This window comes from Caballeronia sp. SEWSISQ10-4 2, assembly GCF_030464885.1.
Lineage (GTDB): Bacteria > Pseudomonadota > Gammaproteobacteria > Burkholderiales > Burkholderiaceae > Caballeronia.
In genome coordinates this window covers 1-23,446 of sequence record NZ_JALPRJ010000104.1, presented here as the reverse complement: position 1 = coordinate 23,446, position 23,446 = coordinate 1, and the positions used below count along the sequence as shown (strand labels likewise).

The 23,446-nt window shown below is 60.6% G+C and carries 19 protein-coding genes; 9 read left to right on the top strand and 10 right to left on the bottom strand.

What is annotated here, in order from left to right; genetic code table 11:
• Positions 1-191 precede the first annotated feature (191 nt).
• A complete protein-coding gene (locus M0D69_RS38770; RefSeq protein ID WP_301787099.1) occupies positions 192-1,133 on the bottom strand; it encodes a GlxA family transcriptional regulator in 942 nt (313 codons plus the stop codon).
• A 147-nt stretch (positions 1,134-1,280) separates the two neighbouring features.
• Here M0D69_RS38770 and M0D69_RS38765 point away from each other — a divergent pair, with 147 nt between their 5' ends.
• The 4 genes from M0D69_RS38765 to M0D69_RS38750 all read left to right on the top strand — a co-directional run bounded on the left by M0D69_RS38765 (position 1,281) and on the right by M0D69_RS38750 (position 6,894).
• Positions 1,281-2,096 carry an SDR family oxidoreductase gene (locus tag M0D69_RS38765; protein ID WP_301787098.1) on the top strand — a complete coding sequence of 272 codons (816 nt, stop codon included), beginning with the start codon at positions 1,281-1,283 and terminating at the stop codon, positions 2,094-2,096.
• Positions 2,097-2,336: 240 nt separating this feature from the next.
• Positions 2,337-4,478, top strand: coding sequence for a tetratricopeptide repeat protein (locus M0D69_RS38760; RefSeq protein ID WP_301787097.1), 2,142 nt, complete (start codon positions 2,337-2,339; stop codon positions 4,476-4,478).
• Positions 4,479-4,656: 178 nt separating this feature from the next.
• Entirely contained in the window at positions 4,657-5,316 is a 660-nt protein-coding gene (locus M0D69_RS38755) for a glutathione S-transferase family protein (RefSeq protein WP_301787096.1), read from the top strand.
• A gap of 174 nt (positions 5,317-5,490) precedes the next feature.
• Positions 5,491-6,894, top strand: a complete 1,404-nt coding sequence (locus M0D69_RS38750; RefSeq protein ID WP_301787095.1) for a methyl-accepting chemotaxis protein — start codon at positions 5,491-5,493, stop codon at positions 6,892-6,894.
• A 41-nt stretch (positions 6,895-6,935) separates the two neighbouring features.
• On the opposite strand, the gene M0D69_RS38745 is transcribed toward M0D69_RS38750, so the two are convergent.
• The 7 genes from M0D69_RS38745 to M0D69_RS38715 all read right to left on the bottom strand — a co-directional run bounded on the left by M0D69_RS38745 (position 6,936) and on the right by M0D69_RS38715 (position 16,634).
• Positions 6,936-8,291: a cell wall metabolism sensor histidine kinase WalK gene (locus M0D69_RS38745; RefSeq protein WP_301787094.1), complete on the bottom strand. Its 1,356-nt coding sequence runs from the start codon at positions 8,289-8,291 to the stop codon at positions 6,936-6,938.
• Positions 8,292-8,451: 160 nt separating this feature from the next.
• Complete coding sequence (locus M0D69_RS38740; protein ID WP_301787093.1) at positions 8,452-9,240, bottom strand: response regulator transcription factor; 789 nt, start codon at positions 9,238-9,240, stop codon at positions 8,452-8,454.
• A 45-nt stretch (positions 9,241-9,285) separates the two neighbouring features.
• A complete protein-coding gene (locus M0D69_RS38735; RefSeq protein ID WP_301787092.1) occupies positions 9,286-9,963 on the bottom strand; it encodes a response regulator transcription factor in 678 nt (225 codons plus the stop codon).
• A gap of 10 nt (positions 9,964-9,973) precedes the next feature.
• Positions 9,974-10,759, bottom strand: a complete 786-nt coding sequence (locus M0D69_RS38730; protein WP_301787091.1) for a MipA/OmpV family protein — start codon at positions 10,757-10,759, stop codon at positions 9,974-9,976.
• 155 nt (positions 10,760-10,914) lie between these two features.
• On the bottom strand, positions 10,915-13,983 hold the full coding sequence (locus tag M0D69_RS38725; protein ID WP_301787090.1) for an efflux RND transporter permease subunit: 3,069 nt from the start codon (positions 13,981-13,983) through the stop codon (positions 10,915-10,917).
• Positions 13,980-15,170 carry an efflux RND transporter periplasmic adaptor subunit gene (locus M0D69_RS38720; protein ID WP_301787089.1) on the bottom strand — a complete coding sequence of 397 codons (1,191 nt, stop codon included), beginning with the start codon at positions 15,168-15,170 and terminating at the stop codon, positions 13,980-13,982. The genes M0D69_RS38725 and M0D69_RS38720 overlap by 4 nt, the downstream gene beginning before the upstream one ends.
• A 6-nt stretch (positions 15,171-15,176) precedes the next feature.
• Positions 15,177-16,634 (bottom strand): efflux transporter outer membrane subunit, encoded by a 1,458-nt coding sequence (locus tag M0D69_RS38715; protein ID WP_301787088.1) that lies wholly within the window; start codon positions 16,632-16,634, stop codon positions 15,177-15,179.
• 429 nt (positions 16,635-17,063) lie between these two features.
• Here M0D69_RS38715 and M0D69_RS38710 point away from each other — a divergent pair, with 429 nt between their 5' ends.
• From M0D69_RS38710 to M0D69_RS38700, 3 genes are all read left to right on the top strand, one after another.
• The gene (locus tag M0D69_RS38710; protein WP_367619821.1) at positions 17,064-17,789 is read left to right on the top strand and encodes a VacJ family lipoprotein; all 726 of its coding nucleotides are present in this window, start codon (positions 17,064-17,066) and stop codon (positions 17,787-17,789) included.
• Between the two features lie 93 nt (positions 17,790-17,882).
• Positions 17,883-18,245 carry a hypothetical protein gene (locus tag M0D69_RS38705; protein WP_301787087.1) on the top strand — a complete coding sequence of 121 codons (363 nt, stop codon included), beginning with the start codon at positions 17,883-17,885 and terminating at the stop codon, positions 18,243-18,245.
• A 549-nt stretch (positions 18,246-18,794) separates the two neighbouring features.
• Positions 18,795-19,250 carry a Fur family transcriptional regulator gene (locus M0D69_RS38700; RefSeq protein ID WP_301787086.1) on the top strand — a complete coding sequence of 152 codons (456 nt, stop codon included), beginning with the start codon at positions 18,795-18,797 and terminating at the stop codon, positions 19,248-19,250.
• A 21-nt stretch (positions 19,251-19,271) separates the two neighbouring features.
• On the opposite strand, the gene M0D69_RS38695 is transcribed toward M0D69_RS38700, so the two are convergent.
• Together M0D69_RS38695 and M0D69_RS38690 are read right to left on the bottom strand one after the other, a co-directional pair.
• Positions 19,272-19,946 (bottom strand): HAD family hydrolase, encoded by a 675-nt coding sequence (locus M0D69_RS38695; protein WP_301787085.1) that lies wholly within the window; start codon positions 19,944-19,946, stop codon positions 19,272-19,274.
• 117 nt (positions 19,947-20,063) lie between these two features.
• Positions 20,064-20,795, bottom strand: coding sequence for an IclR family transcriptional regulator (locus tag M0D69_RS38690; protein ID WP_301787084.1), 732 nt, complete (start codon positions 20,793-20,795; stop codon positions 20,064-20,066).
• A gap of 159 nt (positions 20,796-20,954) precedes the next feature.
• Here M0D69_RS38690 and M0D69_RS38685 point away from each other — a divergent pair, with 159 nt between their 5' ends.
• Together M0D69_RS38685 and M0D69_RS38680 are read left to right on the top strand one after the other, a co-directional pair.
• Complete coding sequence (locus M0D69_RS38685; RefSeq protein WP_301787083.1) at positions 20,955-21,839, top strand: aldo/keto reductase; 885 nt, start codon at positions 20,955-20,957, stop codon at positions 21,837-21,839.
• Positions 21,836-23,278, top strand: coding sequence for an aminotransferase (locus M0D69_RS38680; protein ID WP_301787082.1), 1,443 nt, complete (start codon positions 21,836-21,838; stop codon positions 23,276-23,278). The genes M0D69_RS38685 and M0D69_RS38680 overlap by 4 nt, the downstream gene beginning before the upstream one ends.
• The last annotated feature ends 168 nt before the right edge of the window (positions 23,279-23,446 follow it).

Here is a 23,446-nt window from a genome sequence, read left to right as displayed (position 1 = left end):
CGCTTGACACGGAAAGTCATATCAGAAATGACGTGCCGCCACGCACAGTGGCTAATAGTGATAAAAAAAAATCAGCTAACTCACCCAGACCACTAACGCCGAAAGCACCACCCCAGCATCCCCCCCCCCGACCACCATCGCGAGCAGACCAAAACCCGTCCACCGGCGCGAGCAACCCCCCCAGTGGCTTCCTAGACCAACTGCGATTCCGTCATACGCATCATTGCTTGCGGCGATTGTCCGAACGCACGCAGGAAGGCTCGCCGCATCCGTTCACGATCGCCGAAACCGCTCTCTTTCGCGACTACATCGACTGAATGCCGCCCCGCTTCCATCATCAGGCGAGCAGCCTCCACACGCAGATTTTCAATGGCTCGGGCGGGCGACTGCCCGGTTTCGTCGCTGAAAATCCGGCTGAACTGGCGCGGACTGAGATGGGCAACTTCCGCCAGCTCTTCAACCGACAGCTTCGCCGTCAGGTTGGACTTCGCATAAGCAAGCGCGCTCTGCACCCGATCCGACTTCGCATCGAGTTCGAGCAGCGCGGAGTACTGCGACTGGCCCCCGGCGCGACGATGATAGACCACGAGTTTTTTCGCCACGAGCCGCGCCGTGTCCGTGCCCAGGTCTTTCTCCACAAGCGCCAGCGCAAGGTCGATGCTGGCGCTCGCACCGGCGGACGTCCAGATCGGTCCATCGACAATAAAAATCCGGTCCTCTTCCATCTTCACCAGCGGATACGCGCGTTGAAGCGTGCGCGCGTAGTACCAGTGCGTGGTGGCGCGGCGGCCGTCGAGCAAACCCGCCTCGGCCAGGACAAACGCACCCGTGCAGGTCGCGGCGATGCGCTGAGAGGTCTTCAGCGCATCGCGAAGAAACGCCGCCACGCCGGCCGAATGCGGCGTGCCCGTGTTGTCGCCGGCAACAATCAGGGTGTGGAATTGACTGTCCTTGAAGCTGACGGTCTCGATGCCAAAACCCAGCGACGAGCGCACGGAACCGCCGTGCTCCGACACCAACCGCACCTCGTACGCCGTTTCCCCAACCGTTGCGTTGGCGAACTCGAACACCGTCGAGACCGCCAGCCCCAGCACCTGAAAGTCCGGATAAACAATGATTCCGACCGTTTTCATCTCGCCTCCCGCAGCGCCGGAAACGTCAATTCGGCGCATGTCCTAAAAAGTGGTATCTACGTCATTGAGGACATGATCGCACACTTCTACTATTCCGTTCACACACCGGCGCTTCTGCCGGACCACCTGAAAAACTGGAGAACGGAAATGAGCAATGTAACGAACAAAGGTACGGCCTTGGTGACGGGCGCTTCGACGGGCATCGGCGCGGATTACGCCAGGCGGCTTGCCGAGCGCGGTTATGACGTCATCCTGGTGGCGCGCAATCGCGACCGGCTCAACGCCCTCGCAACGAAGCTGACGACCGCTACCGGCCGGAATTTCGAGGTCGTTGTTGCGGACTTGGGGACACCCGAAGGCGCGCGTCAGGTGGAAGACGTCCTGCGCAACGATTCCAGCATCACGATGCTTGTGAACAACGCCGGCGTGGGTGCGACGGCGCCGCTGGTGGATTCGGACATCGGAAAAATGGACGCGATGATCATGCTCAACGTGGTTGCGCTGACGCATTTGACGAAGGCCGTTGTGCCGGGTTTCGTCGCACGTGGCGGCGGCACGATCGTGAACATTTCGTCGATCGTCGCGGTGTCGCCGGAGACGCTGAACGGCGTGTACGGCGGCAGCAAGGCGTTCGTGCTCGCGTTGACCCTGTCCCTGCACCATGAGCTTGGCGCCAAGGGTGTGCGGGTTCAGGCAGTGTTGCCGGGTGCGACCAGCACGGAGTTCTGGGACGTTGCGGGCACGCCGGTGAGCTATCTGCCGGAAAGTATTGTCATGACATCGCAAGACATGGTGGACGCTGCCCTTGCCGGCCTCGACCAGGGTGAACTGGTGACGATTCCGTCGCTGCCGGAAGCTGCCGACTGGAATGCTTTTGAAGCGGCGCGGCAGGCATTGGTGCCCAACTTGTCGCATCGGTTACCGGCGGCGCGTTATGGCGTAACGAATCACGCCAAGTCTTAAGCGCGTTTGTAAGGTTTAACCTGTTCGCCGCGGCTAGCGCGTCTTTGCGCTAGGACGCGGCGATTTTGTTCGTCCGCCCAAACGCTCTTTAGCGTCCCCATCCTTCGAATAGCGCGGTGCTATTCGCTCATTTCTCGCCGTCACACCGATAGCAATTATCGTAACCTTCGTGACGGGCGTTTCCCTCTTCTCGTTAGCACCCGACCCGAAACCGCAGTCCTTAGCTTCGACAATCGACCCATGACCTCTGTACCGACGCCCGCGCCTTCCAGCATGGACTGCTACCAGTCGGCGGCTTCGCTATGCCTCGCCGGGCAGTATGCGCAAGCGTTGTCGATGGTGCAGCCGACGCTTAAAGCGCATTGGGCCTTAAGCGGCGGCGTGCTGGCGGAGGCCTTGAATATCGCGGCGGTCTGTTCGCTCGGCTTGAACCAACTGGCAGACGCAGAAGCGTATTGGCGGCAGGCCATCGAGGCCAAGCCCGATTACGTCGATGCCTACAATAATCTCGGCATGCTGCTCAAGGGACTCTCCCGTCTTCCGGAAGCAGAGGCGACCTATCGGCAACTGCTTGCCATCCGCCCCGATCTTGCCGAGGCCAATAACAATCTTGGTGCGGTGCTCTACGACCTCGGCCGTTTGCCCGACGCGGAGGCCGCGTACCGGCAAGCGCTTGAGATCCGCGCGGATTACTCCCAGGCCCGCTACAACCTGGGCATCGTGCTTCATGACCTCGGCCGTTTGCCCGACGCGGAGGCCGCGTACCGGCAAGCGCTGGCAACGTCTCCCGATGCAGGGACCTACAACAATCTCGGCAACGTGCTCATGGCGCTCGGCCGCTTGACCGATGCCGAGGCCGCGTACCGCCAGGCGCTGCTCATCCGCCCTCAGCACGCTGAAGGGCTTAACAACCTGGGAGCCGTGCTCAAGGAACTGAGCCGGCTGTCTGAGGCCGAACTGGCCTGCCGGATGGCGCTGACCATTCGCCCTGATTACGCGGAAGCTCACCTCAATCTGGGTGCGTTGATGTGCGCTTTGCAACGGCTTCCCGAAGCTGAGATGTCTTATCGGCAGGCGCTTGCGATCCGTCCTGACTACGTGGAGGCGCACTACAACCTGGGTATTGTGCTGCAGACGCTCGAGCGGCTGCCTGAAGCCGAGGCGGCCTACCGGCAAGCACTGCTGATACGCCCCGACATCGTCGAAGCCCACAATAACCTTGGCAATGTGCTCTGGGCGCTGCGCCGCTTGCCTGAAGCCGTGGCGGCCTACCGGCAAGCGCTCGCTATCCGTCCCGATCTCGCCGAAAGCCATCACAACCTTGGCAACGTGCTGAAGGAACTCAACCACCTATCCGAGTCCGAGGCGGCTTACCGGCGAGCACTCGCTGTCCGCGCTGATTATCACGACGCGAAAGTCAGCCTTGCAACGTTGCTGCTCAGCACCGGCGAGTTCGAAGAGGGATGGCAGCTTTACGACTCGCGTTATGACCAGCCAGGATTTATTCATCATCAGACGCAGTCCATGCTGCCTTGTCCGCGGTGGCGAGGTGAAGCGCTTGCGGGCAAGTCGCTGCTGGTCTGGCAAGAAGACGGCCTCGGCGATATGGTCCACTTCGGCCGCTATTTTCCGTTGCTCAAGGCACAAGGAGCCGTGCGTATCGCGTTTGCTTGCGCGCCTGCGCTGCACAGGCTGTTCGCCGCTGTCGATGGTGTCGACGAGGTACTCGACCACGAGACAGCGCTGGCCCGGGCACGCGAATACGACTGCTGGACAAGTCCGATGAGCGTGCCGTTGCATCTGCGCACGATCGCGAACACGATTCCCGATGCCGTCCAGTTAAGGCCCGACCCGTCGCTCGTCGATCATTGGCGCACACGACTTGCAACGCTTCCACCCGGGCGAAAAATCGGGCTGGTCTGGAAAGGAAATCCTAAACATCACAACGATGCCAACCGGTCGATGCCGTCGCTGGCTACGCTCGCGCCGCTCTGGAATGTGCCGGGTGTGAGCTTCGTGAGCCTTCAAAAAGGACAGGGCGAAGACGAGGGGCAGTCGCCGCCAGCCGGGCAGCCGCTGCTGCATCTCGGGACGGAAATGACCGATTTCGCCGATACCGCCGCTATCGTCGGCGAGCTCGATCTGATGATCTGCGTCGACACGTCCGCGGCGCATGTGGCCGCGTCGCTGGGCAAGCCGACGTGGGTGCTGTTGCCGCGAGATGACATCGACTGGCGCTGGATGCGTGAGCGGGAAGATTCGCCCTGGTATCCGCAAACGCTGCGGCTGTTCCGGCAATCCGCGGACGAGAGCTGGTCTACGGCCGTCGAGCGGGTACGGCAAGCGTGTATCGAGGAATTCTCAAGCCCCTCGCGCGCGTGAAGACGCGCGCCGCTTAGGGCATTCGTTTTGCCTCCCCATCTGCATCTGCTGTCCGAAATGGTTTTGTAAAGAAGGCCACTTTTTTGAGGCCCTTGAATAAATGTTTCCGGATGGGTGTCGATTTCCGCCGGCTTCGTTCGTCGTCAGGTAAAGCAGCCTTTCCACCCGAGGTGATCCGATGACATTAAAACTCTACGCCCATCCTTTTTCTTCGTACTGCCAGAAGGTTCTGGTCGCGCTGTACGAAAACCGCACGCCGTTCGAATTTCGCGCGTTGTCGCATGAGAACCCGCAGGTCATGGAGGAGCTCACAGCGCTCTGGCCGATGAAGCGTTTTCCCGTGCTGGTTGACGCGGGGCGCACTGTGGTCGAGGCGAGCATCATCATCGAGCACCTTGGCTTGTATCATCCGGGACCCGTGCAACTGCTGCCTGAGGACGCCCGTACCGCGTTGGAAGTTCGCAGCATGGACCGCTTCTTCGACAACTACATCTCGACGCCGCAGCAGAAGATCGTGGGCGACAGTTTGCGGCAGGAAACGGAGCGGGACCCACAAGGTGTCGCCGATGCCCGCGCGATGCTCGACACGGCTTACGGCTGGCTCAACGGGATCATGGCGGACCGCGAATGGGCAGCGGGCGATGACTTCAGCCTGGCCGATTGCGGGGCGGCGCCGTTCCTGTTTTATGCGGACTGGACGCATCGCATTGGTTCCGCGTATCCGCACGTGATCGCGTACCGGCAACGGCTGCTGGCCCGTCCTTCGTTTGCACGCGCCGTTGACGAAGCGCGTCCTTATCGGCCGCTGTTTCCGCTAGGCGCGCCCGATCGCGATTGATTTGCCGGCCCGCACGCCGGTCAAACGCGATATCTCGCAATGGTTCCGTCGCCACCCTTTAGTTTTTCCTGCAATCGGACGTTATACCGGAGGACGTCACGCGGAATTCGCGAGCCCGGCATGTCGAGACAGAATCGGGGAATTCCATGCAAATTAAAATACCGGAGGCGAGGGATGACGGGTTTTGGATTCGGGCAACGCGGGCGCACGCTGTTGGCGGTCGCCAAGATTGCCGAGCACGCGGGCAAGTTGGGAATTGAGATCTGCGATGTGTCGGGACACGTCGAGGAAGTCGCTACCCGCGCCACGCGTCAGACCGATTTATGCCACGGTTTGCAGCGTTCCGCGACATCGACCATGGAAGGCAACCAGCGGATCGCTGCTGCGGCGCGTCAGATGCGTATTGTGGCGGACCAGGCCGCGTCCGATGTCAGCCAGTCCCAGGAATCCGTCAGGGTTTCGCTGGCGGACATCCATAGCCTGGTCGACAGCGTCTCGGTGATGGCCGCTGAGATTGAAACCTTGCGAGAGTCATTAAACGGCGTCAGCAAGATTTCCGAAGAAATCTCGGTCATCGCGCGCCAGACCAACTTGCTGGCCTTGAATGCCGCGATAGAAGCGGCCCGTGCAGGCGAATCCGGCAAGAGCTTCGCCGTGGTCGCAGCCGAGGTCAAGGCGCTGTCCGCCAAGACTGCCCAGGCGACCTCGGAAATCGGGGCGACGCTCACCCGGTTATCGGGCCAGGCCGACTTGCTGATGGCCGAAGGCTCCGCCAGCGCCATGCGCGCGCAACGCGTCAAAGAGGGCACGCACGCGATCGGCGAAGTCGTGTTGAATACGGGGAAAGCGATTACGGAACTGAGCGTCGAAGCCGAGCAAATCGCGCTGCAGACCGAAGCTATCGACCGGCAATGCAGCGGGCTGGAGTCGCAGGTGTCCGAAATGGTCGCTGGCGTCGAGCAGTCAAGCGCCAGCTTCACGAAGGCGCGCGATCAGTTGAGCAAGCTACTGGGCGTGTCTGAAACCTTGATCGAACTGACGGCCGAGGCCGGGATAGAAACGCCCGATACGCCGTTTATCGAGGCGGTCATGGTCGCTTCGCAAAAGATCGGCCGCGCGTTCGAGCACGCTATCTCGCGCGGCGAGATCTCGGCGGCGGATCTTTTCGATCATGCTTATAACCCGATTGCCGGGACTAATCCCGAGCAATTCACTACCCGTTATATTCAGTTTGCCGACCGCGTATTGCCCGAGATCCAGGAGCCTTTGCTGGCGCTGGATAAACGCGTGGTGTTCTGCGCCGCGGTGGATACCAAGGGTTACTTGCCCACGCACAACAAGAAGTTCTCCCACTCTCAAGGCACCGATCCTGTCTGGAATGCCGCCAACGCACGTAACCGGCGCATCTTCAACGACCGGACCGGTTTGGCTTCGGCGTCCCACACCAAGCCGTTCTTGCTGCAAACGTATCGACGTGACATGGGCGCCGGGAAATACGCGCTGATGAAAGACGTGTCCGCGCCAATCATGGTTGCCGGCCGTCATTGGGGCGGATTGCGCCTCGCTTATAGCGTCTGATCGATAGCGTGGCTTGAGGATCGATTGTCATGTGAGGCCGGCTAAAACCACACGATAAATTGAGTTCCCGAGCTCAACCTTCTAACGGTAAGCCGCCACTCGTGAGCGAGTGCTATCTCGCGGCAGATGGCCAGTCCCAATCCGGCGCCGTCGTGGCGGGCGTCGGGAGCACGCCAGAATCGCTCGAACAAAAACGGCAGATACTCGGGATTGACGCCTGAGCCTTCGTCCTGGATCCGAATGGTTCTGTCATCGACCAGGACCATGACAGATCCGAAGGGCGGTGTGGCGTTGATCGCGTTCTCAACAATATTTTTTAACAGGATAAAGAGGGCGCTTCTGTCAGCGCGCATTGCTTCTGGAACGATGGGCGCGTCGACATGCAGTTTCACCTGCTTTTTGTCCGCCTTGCGGGCAAGGTAGCCCACTACGTCTTCCACGACAGCGACCCTGTCCACGTCGGAAAAATTGAAGTTTTGCGATTCGCTGACCTCGGCGAGATGCAGCAATTGCCGAACCTGCCGGGCCATCAAATCGATTTCGCGGAACAGCAGATCCTTGTTCTCGATCTCCGGCTGCAGCTCGATCTGGCCTCTGATCAAAGTCAGCGGTGTCTGGAGCTCGTGTGCGGCAGAAGCGAGAAATTGCTGTTGCACGGCAAAGCCGTTCTCCAGTCGCGCCAGCGCTTCGTTAAATGCGGTGAGAAGAGGTTTGATCTCGCTTGGCAGGCCCGCGACCGACAAGCGGGTCTGGAGGTTCTGAGGCGTGATCGATGCGGCAGCACTCGATGCTTCCCTGAGAGGCCGTAGCACCCGGCGTACGGTAAAGGTCAGCGTCAGACCAAAGATGATGGTCGCGATCAAAAGCGTATACGCGACAATCTCCGGAATCGGCTCGATCTTTTCGCCAAGAGCTGCCCGGTTAAAGGCTTCGCTCGCCGCGCTTTGTACGAAGAACCACGCCTGCCCATGGCGGATCTCCAGTGTTACTACGTCGAACTTTCTGCCCGCTATTGTTGCGTGCCTCATTGTGCCGACAGCGGAGGCGAGGTCCCCGACGTCCCACGGACCGCCGTTACGTGCGCCTCGCGACGCAAGCACGACTTGCCCCGACTCATCCAGCACCCGATATAAAAGCTCGGTCGGCGCTGCATCGAAAAGCCAGGTGGTCTGCTCGTTGACCTTGATTGACACAGGGCGGCCGGATTCGTCGAAGTTCAGGCCTGCAGCAACTCGTTGGGCTATTCTCATGCTTTCGTCGCTCCGGAATCGCTCGGGCGGCAAGTGATTGAATCCATAAAGCACGATCGAGGCAATGACGGTAAGACTTGCCGCCAGGGCGGCAACGCTGGTGATCCACAAGCGCGCGGACAGGCTTCTAATCCAGTAGTGGAACATGATTGCTATCCGTATCTGTCAACGGCTGCCGCGAAGGGAAAGCCATGCGTTTGTAGCCTGCACGCGCTGTTCATCCACACGGGAAAGCCGGTTACATTTTGCCGATTACCCTTGCGGCGGGTTTTGCAGGTCGCGTCAGACGAATGACCGCGGCCACGCATCACCTGATGCTGCCTTGCATCGACGTTCGCGGAGGCAGTGAATTCGCCCGGCCGTTTTCGAATGCGCTGCGATGCGATTGCGTCGGGTCGAGATTAAACGCGTAGCCTTTCCCGCGCACGGTTTCTATGATCTCGCAGGCGCCGGCCACCCGTTTGATCCGCATGCGCAGGCGATGCACCCAGACACCCACATTCCCTTGCGCGTCAGGCGTGTCAGCCGAAATGCGCTGGACAATGGCAGCCTTGGTAAAAACTCTCCCTGGCGCCGTGACGAGCAGAGCGAGGATTGCGTATTCGTTCTGCGTAAGCGGGACCGGTTCTCCATGATAAGTGAGACTGCGCCACGCAAAATCCAGTCTGAATCCGTTGAATTCATAGGGCGCCCTCCAGACCGGATCCTGAAGACGGTACCGTTGAACCCGCCTGAGTACATTGCGAATCCTGACCAGTACTTCCTGTACGTTGAAGGGCTTCGAGATGAAATCGTCAGCACCGCGTTCAAGAGCAATGATGCGTTCTGTCTCGTCGCCCTGCTCGCCAAGCATGATGATCGGCAGGTCGTCCTGAGTCGTACGAAGAGCCAGTAGTGCTTGCAGTGCCGGGAGACCCTCTCCGCTGGATGCACCGCCGGCCATGACCATCAGCGCAGGCCGCTCTGCTTCTATGCGCCGGACAACCTTGCTGGCGTCGTATAAAACAGCGACGTCGTAGCCGCTTGCCTGCAAGGTGGTGCGCAGTGCATCGCGGCAGCTTGCGTCGCCGTCGACCACAAGGATAAGTTGCTTCATGGAGTCCTCACATCGTGGCTCGGGGAACTCACGTGTGCAAATCAGTCAGTCCAGCTTTTGCAGCGCAAAGCCCGCCCCCCGGACGTTAGCAAGACGCGTGGTGGCATTGATCGCCAGCAGCTTCTTGCGCAAACGGTGGATGGTCACCTCAAGCGCGTTCGGCGTGACCGCTTCCCCTAATCCCCAGGCGGCGTGTTCCAGTGTCGAATGCCGGACGGTCTGGCCAGCCGCCTTGAGCAGGGTCAACATGATCTGCAGTTCGGTTGGCGCAAGCATGACCGCCTGATCGCCGCAGCGCATGGCGCGTTGCTGCGGGTCGACGGCGATGTCCGCAAAACTCTGAACCAGCGTCGTGAGTTCGACCGGCCGCCGCATCAGCGTGCGCACGCGCGCGACCAGTTCACTCATGGCGAACGGTTTGGTGACGTAGTCGTCCGCACCGGTTTCCAGGCCGTCGATACGGTCATGCAACGCGTCCCGCGCGGTCAGCATGAGGCACGGCATCATCCGCCCGGCTTCACGCAACTTGCGCAGAAACGCGAGCCCGTCGCCGTCGGGCAATCCACGGTCGAGGATCAGGACCGCGTAGTCCGCCTGGCCGATGCCGTAGTGGGCCTCCGATAGATTGCTGAAGATATCGGTCTCGATTCCTGCTCCTGACAACGCTTGCCGGATCATCCCCGCCAAACGTGCATGGTCTTCGACCAGTGCGACTCGCGACATGGAGCGGTGCTCACTTGAATTGATAGAGGTAGCCGAGCCGGACCTCGGGAACATACCGCTTGCCGACCAGCGGGCTGTCGGTGATCCCGCTGCTCAGGTGTTTTACGCCAACGTCGAAGGTCACGAGCTGATGGGGCGTGAAGCGATAGTCGAACTTGGCTCCGACCGACACATTGTAGGACGCTTTTCCCGTATAAACGGGCCGTCCCGCCTTCGCTTCCGACGACCTCACGCCATAATAGTAGTCGACGTATTTGCTGCTGAGCCATTCGGCGCCTACATGCGGCTCAATTGAAAAGCTGCCGTATTCCAGAGCCTTCCCGAATTCGACACTTGCTTTCTGTCCCTTGTTCCCGCCCGTCAGGAAGTCGCCCGACAGGGTGCCATAATCGGAATGCCAGGTAAGCGCCGGGCCGAACCAGAACGCGCCGTTACGGTTTTGCATGCCATTCAGGATCGGCGCATCCGAGCCCTTGTAGCCATCGCCAAGCGCGTATTCGCCGCGAAGTGCGAACAGCACGTGGCTCCATTTGCCGATCTTCAGGTCGAGCTTGTTGCCGAGCACATGTACCCACTTGTCGTCGAAGTAGATCAGCGGAATGGGAGAGACCTTTGAGCCGTAGCCCTTATACGGTGACTCCTCAAGGCCGACACCGGCACCGAGACCCCAATGCGTGACGTTGGTCGCATTGCTCAAGACCGTGAACCCTGCGTCGTCCGAATCGCCCGGATCTGCCGTGCCGTCCGCCCAAACCGCCCCCGAATGCAGCATGACCGATGCGACCGTTAGCAGCAATTGGTTCCTACGACGAAGAAGTTTTCTCACAGTTGCGCCTTTGAAGAGAGGGAGATGACGGACCCGACTTTAAGGCTCACCGACTTACTGCTCACTTACTCGACAACCGGATTGCTGCATACAAAAATACCGGGTCCGATGACGCGAAACCGCGCTTATTGCGGACTCTTGCGCACCGCTATCCATAGGGTCAGCGCCGCGGCTTTTCGTCTGAATGCATCCACGTAGGTGAACACCACAGGGACCACCAACAAGCTCAACGCCGTCGATGTCAGCAGGCCGCCGATCACCGCAAACGCCATCGGTTGGCGAAAGCTGGCGTCGGCACCCAGGCCGAGGGCAATCGGCAGCATGCCTGCAGTCATCGCCACGGTGGTCATCACAATGGCCCTTGCCCGTTTCATGCATGCATCGACAAGTGCATCCACGATCGTCATCTGGCCCTGCTCGAGATTGCGGATGGCGTAGTCGACCAGCAGAATGGAATTCTTGGTCACGATTCCCATCAGCATCACCAGGCCGACCATCGATGGAACATCGAGCTCGCTGCTCGTCACAAGCAGCATGACGAACGATCCGCCCAGACATAGCGGAAGTGCGGACAGGATCGTGATGGGCTGGAAGAAGTCTTTGAACAGCACCACGAGCAGCAGATAAACGCACAAGATGCCCGTGAACATGGCGATAGCAAAACCAGACGACAGTTCGGCCATGGTGTCCGCGTCTCCGCTGTCGAGCAGCTGGACATTGGACGGCAACGCGCGCACCGAGGGCAGCGCCTTGACCGCGTCCACCGCTGCGCCAAGCGCCGCCCCGCTCAGATCCGCGGTCAGGGAGACATAGCGCTTGCGATCGTACCTGGCGATCTCGGCCGGACCGCTGCCCATGGCGATATCGGCAATCGAGCCTAGCGGTACGAGGCCATCGCGGCCTTTGAGCCGCAGGTCGAATACCGAGCTAACGTGTTCAAGGGCTTTTTCGCCCAGCCGTACGCGTACGAAAATCTGCCGGTCATCCAGATTGAGCCGGGGTAATTGCGCGTCGAAATCGCCGCTCGTGGTGATGCGTACCGCTTCGCCGATGGTCGCGGTGCTGATGCCGCGTTCAGCCGCAAGCGTCATGTTGGGGCGGACCTCGATCTCCGGCTGCTCGATTCTGGCCGATGATGCGACGTTGAACAGTCCCGGAACGCCGCGCATTTCCCGGGCTACCAGATTGGCGCTTTCAGTCAGCGCGGTGGTGTTATCGCTGGTCAGGATCATCTCGAACTTCTGTCCGAGATCGCCGCCGCCCACCGAGAAGCGGGCGCCCGCTACGGTGGCAAGACGTGACCTGACCGACTGCTCGATACTTGCCTGAGATGGCCGCTGTCCACGCGGTAATAGCATGAGCGTCATGGTTCCAAAGCGCGTGCCGGCGGTCTGGACAGAATCGAAACTCGTGGTCGCGTTGCCTCCGGCGACGCTGAAGATTTGTTCGATGCCGGGTAACCCGGCCAGCGCGCGACGTGCATCCTGTTCGACGGCGAGCGTCGTATCGAGCGCGCTGCCCGGCGACAATTCGACGTTGATCTCGATGAAACCACGATCGGACGTTGGCACGAAGCCTGTTGGTATCAGCGGGATCAGCGCAATCGAGCCCGCAAGCAACGCGGCAGTAAGAACTAGCGTGGTCTTCTTATGGGCAAGACACCAGTACACAAGCGTTCGATATCGCCGCATTAAACGCGAGGGCTTGGGGTCATGCGGTGGCGAATGACTGAGCAACGCGACCGCCATCATCGGCGTGAGCAATCGCGCGACCAGCAGCGACATCAGGACGGCGACAACGGCTGTCCAGCCGAACTGCTTGAAGAACAGCCCTGGAACACCGCTCATTTGAGCGGTTGGCAGGAAGATCGCGACTAACGAAAGTGTGGTCGCGGTCACCGGCAAGGCAATCTCGATCACGGCATCGGTCGCCGCCTGCAAGATGGGTTTGCCCATCTGCGCATGCCGTTCGATATTTTCAATCTCGACGATGGCGTCATCGACCAGTACGCCGATCACGACCGCGAGCGCCAGCAACGTCAAGGTGTTCAGCGAGTAGCCCAGCCACTGCATGGCCGCGAAGGTCGGCAATATCGATAAGGGCAGGGCGGCTGCCGCCACCAGTGTTGCGCGGCTGTTGCGCAAGAACCACCAGACCACGAGCACCGCTAGCACCGCGCCCTCGTAGAGCATATCCATGGAGCCTTTGTATTGCTCCCTGGTGTAATCGACGGTACTCGATACCTGTTTTAACGAAAGCGCCGGGTCGGCCGTGCGAAGCGTTTGCACGGCTTCTTCAACACGGGTCGCTATTTGCGTTTCGTCCGCGCCTTTAGCACGATAAATCCGGAAACCTGCTACCCGGTGTTCGCCCAATCTGGCGGACTGTGTCTGCTCCGCGATGGTGTCGCTTACGCGAGCGACCTGGTCAAGCGAGATAGAGCGGCCATCGGTCAACGTGAGCGGAAACCTGTCGAGGTCCGCCGCCTGCGCGACGGTGCCGAGAACCCGCATGGACTGTTCCCCGTTGCCCCAGCGGCCACGTCCACCCGATGTGTCCACTTGCATGGAACGCAGCGCCCGCGAGAGATCCACGGCCGTCATTCCGGTCGACGCCAGCTTGACCGGGTCGACGTCGATCCGCACCTCGCGCGTCACGCCGCCCACTCGCTCGAACTGAGCGACCCCCGGCACGGCGAGCACCGCCTTGCTGACGGTATCGTCTATAAACCATGACAGTTGCACTTCACTCAGCCGCGTTGAAGCAACGGCGAAGGTCATGATCGGGTTGGAATCGCTTCTTACGGCGGTGATGACCGGCGGGTCGAGATCGGCGGGCAGTTGGGAGCGGATCTGATCGATTGCGTCCTTCGCTTCATTCAGTGCGTCGGAGATGTTGCGCCCAATGAAAAGCTTGACCTGGATATGCACCTGCCCGTCGACAATCTGCGTGCTCTGGTGCTTGATGCCTTGCAACGTGGCGAGCGCATCCTCGGCTTTGCGGGCGACATCGGCTTCGAGCTGGGCGGGTGCTGCGCCCGGCAGCGACAGGGTCACGTTGATCGTCGGCAGGTCGAGATCGGGCATGTTCGCCACGGGCAACTGATGGAACCCCCAGAAGCCCGCGAAAGAAAGGAAGATGAATAGAACGACAACCGGGATGCGGTGGCGGATTGACCAGGTAGCGAAGTTCATTGGCGCGTCCCGGTTTTTTCTTTCTTCGCCAGCAGTGCAGGGGCCGATGCAAGCGTTACCAGATCGCCTTCGTTGAGCAGCCCTGCCCCATTCCCGACAATGCGCTCCGTACCCGCAAGCCCATGCACGATTTCAACCGAGTTTCCTTCTCGCCGGCCGGTGGTGACTTCGCGCAACGAGACGCGTTCTGTGCCGTCATGATCGACGACAACGGCGACGTTATTGCGGCCGTCATGCATCGCAAGCGCCGATGCGGGAATGACGAGCGCGTTGCTTCCGCCAAGCACGATGCGCCCGCCCGTGTACATGCCGGCTCGCGCATGCGAACCCGGCTCCAGGTCGGCATAGATGAGCGCGACGCGCGATTGTGGATCCAGTGAAGGCGCGATCCTCCCGACTGTGCCACGAGCCAGCGTGTTATCCGGCAACAGCAGGACGATAGGCTGTCCAATACGAACCGATGCCACCTCGGCCGCCGTGACTTCTGCTTGCCACTGCAGCCGGTCCTGCCGGATCAGCCGGAACAACTCTTGTCCGACAGGCGCAACGGAGCCCAGTGTGGCAGTGCGCGCGCTGATGGTGCCGTCATCAGGAGCAAGGATGCTGGCGTTTTGCAGGTCGATCATGCGGGCCTGCAGTTGCGCGCGCGCCGCGTCTTCCTGCGCCTTGGTCACTTGCGCGGTCGTCCGGTATTGCAGCAGATCCTGCTTGCTGATGCCGCCGCTATCGTTCATCTGCAGCGCACGCGATTCGTTCGTCCGTGCCTGTTGCGCGCTTGCTTGCGCCTGTGCGAGTGCCGCGGCACTTTGCGCGGCGACGGCTTTGAGCATCGTCGTGTCATAGCGTGCCAGCAACTGCCCGCGCTTCACCACGCTGCCAACGTCTACCTCCACTTGCGTGAGACGCTCGCCCGTCAGCAACGATCGAATCGATGCTTCCTGCCAAGGCGCAATGGCGCCCGACACGTCGATCGATTCGGTCCAGCGTGCTTGACGGGGCTGCACAACCGATACCGTGAGCGCGCTGGCGGCAAGCGGGGGCGGCGCAGCCGGAGCGCGTCCGCGCATGGCAATCCCGGCCGCCATCGCCGCGATTAAAGCGGCTGCCAGCACCGCGATGGCGGCCTTGCGCTTCGTTGAAACTCTGCGCTTCGAGACCGTGACCGGTGTAGTAAAAGGCTGGGACATGTCGTGTCAATCCGGTTCGGTAAGCGTGGTTGAAAACGTGGCGGCATTACCCGACGCGCGGACGATATCCACCCAGGCCTGGACACTCGCTCGCGCGGCATCGACGGCCGTTTCGTCTGCGGCTTCTCGTTGCCGACGCGTGTCTTCAAGCTGGAAAACATCGATCGCACCGGCGCGCCATTGCGATTCGGTTGCATTGAACGTTGCTTGATACGCGTCGCGTGAGCGCTGTGCGGCAGCAAGACGCTCGGATGCATGCGCTTGCTCGGTGAGTGCGTCTTCGATGTCCTGCGTGGTATTGCGCAAGGTCGTGTTTAACGACGCGAGCGCGGCGAGATAACGAGCGGTAGCAGAATCGACCTGGGCTGCACCTGCGCCGCCATCGAAGAGCGGAGCGCTGAGCGTAGGGATCAGCGACCAGCCGAGGAACGCAATGGTCGTTCCGGATGCCGAGATCCAGTTACCGCTGAGCGCCGCGGTGAGGTTGAAGATGGGCAGTCGGTTCGCGCGCGCAACGCCGATCTCCGCATAGGTCGCCGCGACTTCGCGCTCGGCTGCGATCACGCCCGGATGACGCGCGAGGACGAGGGCAGGAAGCGTGAGCGTAGCGGCCGGCGGCTTGGGAAACACACTGGCCTCATAGCTCGTCAGCTTGGGCGGGCTTGCCGCCGACCGCAACCGCGTCTCGATCTCCGATGCGGAAATGCCCGTTAGACCAACTAGCGCGTCGAGGTCTTTGACGCACGATTCGTCCTGGCTAACCAGACCCACCTGTGCGTCGGATACGCCGCTAAGTGAACGGCTTGCATCGACGGGTGCTGCGAACCCCAGTTCCACTCGCCGGCGTGTCAGCACCAGATCTCGTTGCCTGGAAGCAATGTCCTCGCGCTTTAAATCCAGTATGAGCCGGCATGCGCGAAGCGACATCAGGGTGCCCGCCACTTGCGATGACAGCAACAAGCGCGCTGCCGCCGCGTCCGCGGTACGGGCATCGAGCCGCCGGCTTGCTGCCGCGCGCGTGTCGCGAAGACGGCCGAATACGTCGATTTCCCAGGCTAGAGAGGGGCCGCCGATCACCGAGCTGCCGACTTGAGCCATGCTGTTTGCAGAGCCGCTGCTGCCCTGGACGCGCGCCCGGCCTGCACTTCCGTTCAAGGTCACTTGAGGGCGGCCGAGAGATGTCTTCACACCGAGCGTGGCGCGCGCCTCGTCCAGATGCGCCGCCGCCAGCGCGAGGGACGGGCTACTGGTAAAGGCGGTTTCGATCATGTCGTCAAGCACCGGATCGTTTAGAGCGGCCCACCAATGTTCGGAGGCCGGCAACAGGTTCTGCGCGTAAGGCGGCTGATTGGCCCACGCTGCCTGGGTGTCAAGAGGCGCAGGCGAATAGGGCGCCTGCAGTGCGCACGCACCTAGTACGGCAATCAACGGCAGAGCACTTACCAGTCGTTTGAACGAGGCCACAGCGCAATCACGACGGGAATCAGTAAGCAATGTTGCCGCCCCGCTTGCTGAGCCTGCCAAGGAGATCAACTGCGAGTCGTGCCCACAGGGAAGTGTTTTTGTTTTGGCTACGCATGTCGCTCATTTAAAACCGTGCATGGGTGTAAGAGCGATTCGACCGGGCGGATGAAAAGGGGCCAAGCGTACTCATCCGGACAAAGGTCTCGATCAGCATCGCTCGTTCGCTGACGCTTGCCAGCGTGCAGCCGTAATACTTACCCCGTACTTACAGTTCACAACGGCTGCGCGAGCTGCGAGACGGTCCTGTCTTTCGACGCGCGGGTAAGTAACCAGTAAGTCGCCGGGGTCGATGATGACTTCGACGGTCGAGTGCCACTCATCCGAGTCAACGCGTCCGGTCGTCATCAACCCGTCTTCCAGGAGTTCCGCATGAACTACCGCTGCGGCAGCGCGCTCGCGACGATCGCTGCGTCGATCCTGCTTTGTGGATGTGCGACCGGCTCCCAACGTACGGCCGGCGATCCGCTCGAACCCATGAACCGTACGATCTACTCGTTCAACGGCAAGCTCGACAAATACGTTGCCAAGCCCACGGCGACCGCTTATCAGAAGGTCGTGCCGTCGCCTGTCCGAACTGCTTTTCGCAATTTCTTTTCCAACCTGGGCGATATCGGCAATTTCGCCAACGACACGCTGCAGTTGAAACCGACCGACGCCACCGAAGACCTGATGCGCTTCGCGTTCAACTCGACGTTTGGCATTGCCGGTTTCATCGACTTTGCAACCCCGGCAGGCTTGCCGAAGCATCACCAGGATTTTGGCCTCACGCTCGCGCACTATGGCGTGCCGATCGGTCCTTACCTCGTGCTGCCGCTGTTTGGCCCGAGCAGTGTGCGTGACGTCAGCAATGTCGCCGTCTCAAGCGTGCTCAGCCCGTTCTCGGCAGCGCCGTTCGCCGTACAAGCTTCCGTAACCGGTGTGCATTTCGTGAGTGAGCGCGCCGATTTGCTGGGGGCGTCCAACCTGCTCTCGCAAGCCGCCCTCGACGAGTATTCATTCACACGTGACGTTTATCTGCGTCGACGCAAGGCGCTTTCCTCCCCGAAGCCGGACGATGCTGAAAAGCTTCCCGTCTACACGGATGTCGCGCCATAGGAGCGACTTTAAAAACGGTGAACGAGTAAGTAGCGAGTAAGCCGAGTGCGCTGAACATGACCTGGTGTTCAACGGATTGTGGGAACGGATGCCATGAAACCAAGTACAGCGATAGCGTTACGCGCGAACGTGGTGCTTTTCTCGACGTCGACCGGTATAGCAAGCGGTCCGTTCCTTGTTAGCGCGATCCTGTTTGGCCTCCCCGACGGCGGCACACCTGCGTTGCCCTATCAGATCGGCATTTTTGCGGGTGCGCTATTCACGATGAGTTTTCTCCGATGGCGCGCCCGGCGCGCGTTTGACGCGGCGTATCGCACCGGTCTGGTCGAAGTGAACGAGCATACGGAATTTCGCGCGTTGATTTCGCCCGACTGTCCCCGGGCGTGGCTGGTCCACTTACACGTCGAGTTGCGCGGAGGTGCGGTCAACACTTCGGCATACGTCGCGGATCATTAGTGCTCGCTCGACCAACGAATGCTGCGTGGTCCTATCAGTTCGAGCCTCGTGTGGCGAAAGCAGAATGACGGAATACCGTAGCCGGCGGACGAGGTCATGAATTTCTCCGCGGCGAAATGGTGGGTCTTCAAGTAACGGATGGGATGCGGTCCGACACAGGGCCTATTTTCATTGCGCGACGGTAGCGCGACGATCGGGAAGAGCCGCCCGAGATCGATCAAATCAGGCCAAACGGTTTTCCACGAAGACCGACGCTGGAAAAATTCTATTTCCTTCGCTTGCCGCAGCAAATTCTTATCGCAGAGAGTCCATGGCTTGCCGATCAACGATCCGTTGCTTAAGCAATCCTTAAGCAACGGATCGTTACAGTTCGAGCGTCGGAAAATGCGGTGTTCTATCGGCTGCGACTGACCGCAATGGTTCGACTCAACTTAGACAGGTCTGGACAGCCCAACTCAATGCCAATTCAAATAAACGCCGATTTGTATCAGCGAAACCGATCGATCCATAGGGTCTTTTGTCCGGCTATCGGTGAGACGGAAATTTAAAATGCCTATCGATGTTGCCGATGAACTGCGCAGGGTAGGGTTGCGGGCGACCGAGCCGCGAATGAAAGTGCTGTCGTTTTTCCTCGATGAGCAGCAAAGGCATTTCACCGCCGAGGATGTTTGCCGGCAGGTCGCCGACGAGAAACTCAACATCAGTTTCGGGAGCATCTATCGCGTGCTCCAGCAGTTTGTTGATGCAAAGATACTGCGGAGCGGGACGTTGCACTCGACCAAGATTGTGTACGAGTTGAACAACGGCCCGGATCATGACCACGCCATCTGCATGAGCTGCGGGAAGATCGAGGAATTCTACGATCCGGCATTCGACGCGTGGCAGAAAGAGGTCGGCGAGAGCGTGGGCTTTTTAGTCGTGGGACGTCAGCTAGTGCTGCAGGGATACTGCGTAAAATGCCGCGCCACGGCGACGAAGCCCACCGACGATTCAGAGGGGCAATAGGGCGTCATGCCCCACCCGCCCTCAAGGCCTTGCAGCGACTTCATCCAGGTGTAACAGCAAGTCTGCCGGGTCTTCATACACTCGCAACGCGCCTGCGCGTTCCAGTTCATCCATGCCGTATCCGCCCGATAGCAAACCAACGCCCAGCGAGCGGCAGCGACGCGCGGCGAGCATGTCCCAAATGCTGTCGCCGACCACGACGGTATGTTCTATCGGCACGCCCAGACGCGACGCCGCCGCAATGAAAAGGTCGGGATCGGGTTTGGCATATTTCACGTCGTCGCGAGTGACGACCACGGACTTGGCCGGATCGACCCCGAGCGCTTCTAGATTCACTGCTGCCGTTTCCATCCTGCCGCTGGTCGCGATGGCCCAGCGGGTGCCCGCGTCAGTGAGCGCGGCGAGCAACTCACGCGCGCCGGGCAACGGACAAACCTGCGCGCGCAGGCGCTGGTAAGCCTCTGTATGGGCATGGCGCAAACGCTCTACGCGCTCCGCGCTGATCGCCCCGTGTGTTTCGCGCAGCAACTGGTTCGTGAACAGCCCCCCGCTCATGCCGATCTTGCGATGGATGCGCCATACCGACAACTCGATGCCTTCAGAATCGAGCGCTTCTTTCCATGCAAGCACATGCTGGTACACGCTGTCGACCAGTGTTCCGTCGAGGTCGAACAGGAATGACGTTTCGATTCGCATGATGTGATCCTTTGGCAGTGATCCAACAGGTCGGGACGATGCAACAAGCTTACGACAGGGTATGCGCAAATATCGTGACCGGTCGCGTACGTCATCCACACATAGAGTCAACCTGATCTAAACGCTGATGGCCGCCGCTGCTTTTGCAACGGCTTTGCCCCATTCACCGAGACGTTCGGGTTCGTAGCGCGACTCGGGCATGGAGATGCAAATGCTACCGACTGGAGCGCCGTCTGAATCGATGATCGCAGCGCCGATCGCGCACACCGCGCGTCGATACTGCGAGAGGTTGATTGAATATCCGCGCTGCCGGATGCGTTCGAGTTCAAGCCTTATCTCGACGGGGTCGCACGGCGTGGTGTCGCTGAATTTTGTCAGGTCGCGGCTCAGGATTTCCTCCACCTGCGTCTCGCTCATGTACGCGAGCACCGCAAGGCCCGTTGCCGTCGCGTGAAACGGGCTGAGATCGCCGATCGGACTGAACGTCCTGACCGTCTGCGTGCAATCCGCGCGATCGATGAGCACCATCGACTTGGTGCTGTCCGGGATCGACAGGTGAATGGTCTCGTTAGTCAGGTCGCGAAGTTCACGCATCGGTTCGCGTGCAGCAGCATACAGCGCGCCGCCTCGAAGCGCGGCCGGGCGCACGCCGAGAATCCGCGCGCCCACTTCCCAGCGCGTCACATCGCCGCCGGTCTGGCGCAACCAGCCGGCTTCGAGAAAGGTCAGCAGCACGCGTTGCACGCTCGACTTCGGCATGTCCAGCAAACGCGCCAGCACACCGACACTGACCGGCTGGTTTTGCGATACCGCTTCCAGGATCTCCAGGCTCTTCAACAAACTCTTCATTCACTCCTCCTGTGACTTGCGGCTGCGGGGACGCGCGCGCTTGTCGTTTGCTTGCATGGCAAAAAAGCGCGTGTTACTTTGCGCATAGAAAATATGGAACGCCGTGCCGTATTATGGCACGGTGTCAAAAAATCTCGAAGCACCCGAGCCCATTTTGCGATGACATTTCCTGTTCCCCTGCCTGCGTCTACGCAGGTAGTCGCTGCTAACGGCGCCCGGATTCCCATGATGGGTCTGGGCACGTGGCAATCTACCCACGATGAAGGCGTCCGCGCCGTGCGTGCGGCGCTCGATGCCGGGTATCGGCATATCGACACGGCCGCTCGCTACGAGAACGAGCAGGCGGTCGGCCAGGCACTCGCGGCGTGCGGCGTGCCTCGTGACGAAGTATTTGTCACCACCAAAGTCTGGCATACCGAACTGCGCGCGCCCGACTTCCGCCGCGCAGCAGAAGCGAGCGTCGCCCGGCTGGGACTCGATCACGTCGACCTGCTGCTCGTGCACTGGCCCAATCCCGACGTGCCGCTGGACGAGACGATCGGCGCGCTCTGCGACGCGCAACGCCGCGGCCTGACGCGGTTTATCGGTGTATCGAATTTTCCCGTGGCGCTGCTTGATCGTGCAGTGGCGCTGTCGTCATTGCCGCTGGTCGCGAACCAGTGCGAATACCATCCGTATCTCGACCAGACCAAGCTGCTCGCTGCCTGTTCGCGGCACGGCATGGCGCTGATCTCGCACTCGCCGCTTGGCAGCGGCAAGCTGCTGGCCGACCCGGTTATCGCGGAGATTGCTCGTCAGCATGACAAGAAACCCGCGCAGATCATCCTGCGCTGGCTGATCCAGCAGCCCGGGGTCGCGGCGATTCCGAAGTCGTCGAATCTGGTGCGCATCGGCGAAAACATCGCGATATTCGATTTCGAACTCGATGCAGCGTCGATGGCACGCATCAGTGCACTCGCTCGCGCCGATGGACGCGTGAGCAAGCCGGCCTGGCATCCGGAATGGGACGTCCCTGAAACCTCCTTACACGCAGCGAAGCCATGAACCGCATCGACACAATCATGAATCCGGCAACTGCTTCGTTAAGCGAAGCAATTCTCGCAATCGACCGGCGCCACTTCATGCACCCGGGAACGCACGCGTCCGAGCATGCATCCGGCGAGCTGGAAGGGCGCCTGATGAGACGCGCGTCGGGTATTCGCATCGAGGATCACGCGGGACGTTCCTACATCGACGGATTCGCCGGGCTCTACTGCGTGAACATCGGCTATGGACGCGAGGAGATGGCCGAGGCGATTGCAGCCCAGACCCGCAAGCTGTCGTTCTATCACACGTATGCGGGCTTTTCGAACGACCCTGCTGTCGAGCTGTCGCAACGGCTGATCGAGGACTGGTCGCGGCCGGGCATGAAGAAAGTGTTCTATGGCATGTCCGGGTCGGACGCCAACGAGACACAGGTGAAGCTGGTCTGGTACTACAACAATGTGCTCGGGCGGCCGGCCAAGAAAAAGATCATTGCGAGGCATCGCAGTTATCACGGGTCGGGTATTGCAACCGGCAGCCTCACGGGACAGGCGAAGTTTCACGCAGCGTTTGATCTGCCCATGCCGCAAGTGCTTCACACGGCCTGTCCCGACTTCTATCGCGACTCCCGGCCGGGTGACAGTGAAGCCGCGTTCGTAGCGGATTGCGTCGAGCAACTGGAGCGTTTGATAGACAGCGAAGGGGCAGACACAATCGCCGCTTTCTTCGGCGAACCGGTCATGGGTTCGGGCGGTATTTTGCCGCCGCCGGCCGGTTACTGGCCGGCCATCCAGGCGGTGCTGAAACGGCACGACATCCTGTTTGTCGCCGATGAAGTCGTCTGCGGTTTTGGGCGGCTTGGTTCGCGCAACGGATCTGAGCATTACGGCATCGAACCGGATTTGATCTCGGTCGCGAAGGGACTCACGAGCGGGTACCTGCCGCTGTCCGGCGTGATTGTCGGCGAGCGGGTATGGGACGTGATCGAGCGTGGTTCGCGGGAGCAGGGCGCAATGAGCCACGGCTGGACTTACTCGGGCCATCCGGTGTGCGCGGCTGCCGCGCTGAAGAATCTCGACATCCTCGAGCGCGAGCAATTGGTACGCAACGCTGCCGATGTCGGCGCCTATCTGCTTGAGAGCCTGCACGCCGCGTTCGACGATCACCCGCTGGTCGGCAATGTGCGAGGCGCAGGGATGCTGGCCGCGCTGGAACTGATGGCCGATAAAGCCGGACGCACGCCGTTTGCACCCGCACTCAAGGTCAGCAACCGGGTCGCGCAGGCGGCGCTTGCACGTGGCCTGATCGTGCGTCCGCTAGGCATTAACGACATCATCGGATTCGCGCCGCCGCTGGTCGCCACGCGCGCGGATATCGACGAGATTGTGGGTATTACGCGGCAGGCGCTGGATGCAGCGAGCGAGGGATTGCACGTGCCGGGGTGGTGCTTTCGGCGTTAGTGGTCTGCGTGAGTTAGCTGATTTCTTTATCACTATTAGCCACTGTGCGTGGCGGCACGTCATTTTTCCAAAGCTACAAAGAAACGAAGCAAAGAAAGCGCTTTCCCACCACCGGCGAGTTAGTGTCCCTAGCGTGCAGGCCTCAGTTTTTGGCACCTGATAGCACGG

Bases quoted from the DNA above. Each gene is read 5' to 3' on its own strand.
- M0D69_RS38770 (WP_301787099.1), bottom strand. From the start codon at position 1,133: ATGAAAACGGTCGGAATCATTGTTTATCCGGACTTTCAGGTGCTGGGG.
- M0D69_RS38765 (WP_301787098.1), top strand. From the start codon at position 1,281: ATGAGCAATGTAACGAACAAAGGTACGGCCTTGGTGACGGGCGCTTCG.
- M0D69_RS38760 (WP_301787097.1), top strand. From the start codon at position 2,337: ATGACCTCTGTACCGACGCCCGCGCCTTCCAGCATGGACTGCTACCAG.
- M0D69_RS38755 (WP_301787096.1), top strand. From the start codon at position 4,657: ATGACATTAAAACTCTACGCCCATCCTTTTTCTTCGTACTGCCAGAAG.
- M0D69_RS38750 (WP_301787095.1), top strand. From the start codon at position 5,491: ATGACGGGTTTTGGATTCGGGCAACGCGGGCGCACGCTGTTGGCGGTC.
- M0D69_RS38745 (WP_301787094.1), bottom strand. From the start codon at position 8,291: ATGTTCCACTACTGGATTAGAAGCCTGTCCGCGCGCTTGTGGATCACC.
- M0D69_RS38740 (WP_301787093.1), bottom strand. From the start codon at position 9,240: ATGAAGCAACTTATCCTTGTGGTCGACGGCGACGCAAGCTGCCGCGAT.
- M0D69_RS38735 (WP_301787092.1), bottom strand. From the start codon at position 9,963: ATGTCGCGAGTCGCACTGGTCGAAGACCATGCACGTTTGGCGGGGATG.
- M0D69_RS38725 (WP_301787090.1), bottom strand. From the start codon at position 13,983: ATGAACTTCGCTACCTGGTCAATCCGCCACCGCATCCCGGTTGTCGTT.
- M0D69_RS38720 (WP_301787089.1), bottom strand. From the start codon at position 15,170: ATGTCCCAGCCTTTTACTACACCGGTCACGGTCTCGAAGCGCAGAGTT.
- M0D69_RS38710 (WP_367619821.1), top strand. From the start codon at position 17,064: ATGAACTACCGCTGCGGCAGCGCGCTCGCGACGATCGCTGCGTCGATC.
- M0D69_RS38705 (WP_301787087.1), top strand. From the start codon at position 17,883: ATGAAACCAAGTACAGCGATAGCGTTACGCGCGAACGTGGTGCTTTTC.
- M0D69_RS38700 (WP_301787086.1), top strand. From the start codon at position 18,795: ATGCCTATCGATGTTGCCGATGAACTGCGCAGGGTAGGGTTGCGGGCG.
- M0D69_RS38695 (WP_301787085.1), bottom strand. From the start codon at position 19,946: ATGCGAATCGAAACGTCATTCCTGTTCGACCTCGACGGAACACTGGTC.
- M0D69_RS38690 (WP_301787084.1), bottom strand. From the start codon at position 20,795: ATGAAGAGTTTGTTGAAGAGCCTGGAGATCCTGGAAGCGGTATCGCAA.
- M0D69_RS38685 (WP_301787083.1), top strand. From the start codon at position 20,955: ATGACATTTCCTGTTCCCCTGCCTGCGTCTACGCAGGTAGTCGCTGCT.
- M0D69_RS38680 (WP_301787082.1), top strand. From the start codon at position 21,836: ATGAACCGCATCGACACAATCATGAATCCGGCAACTGCTTCGTTAAGC.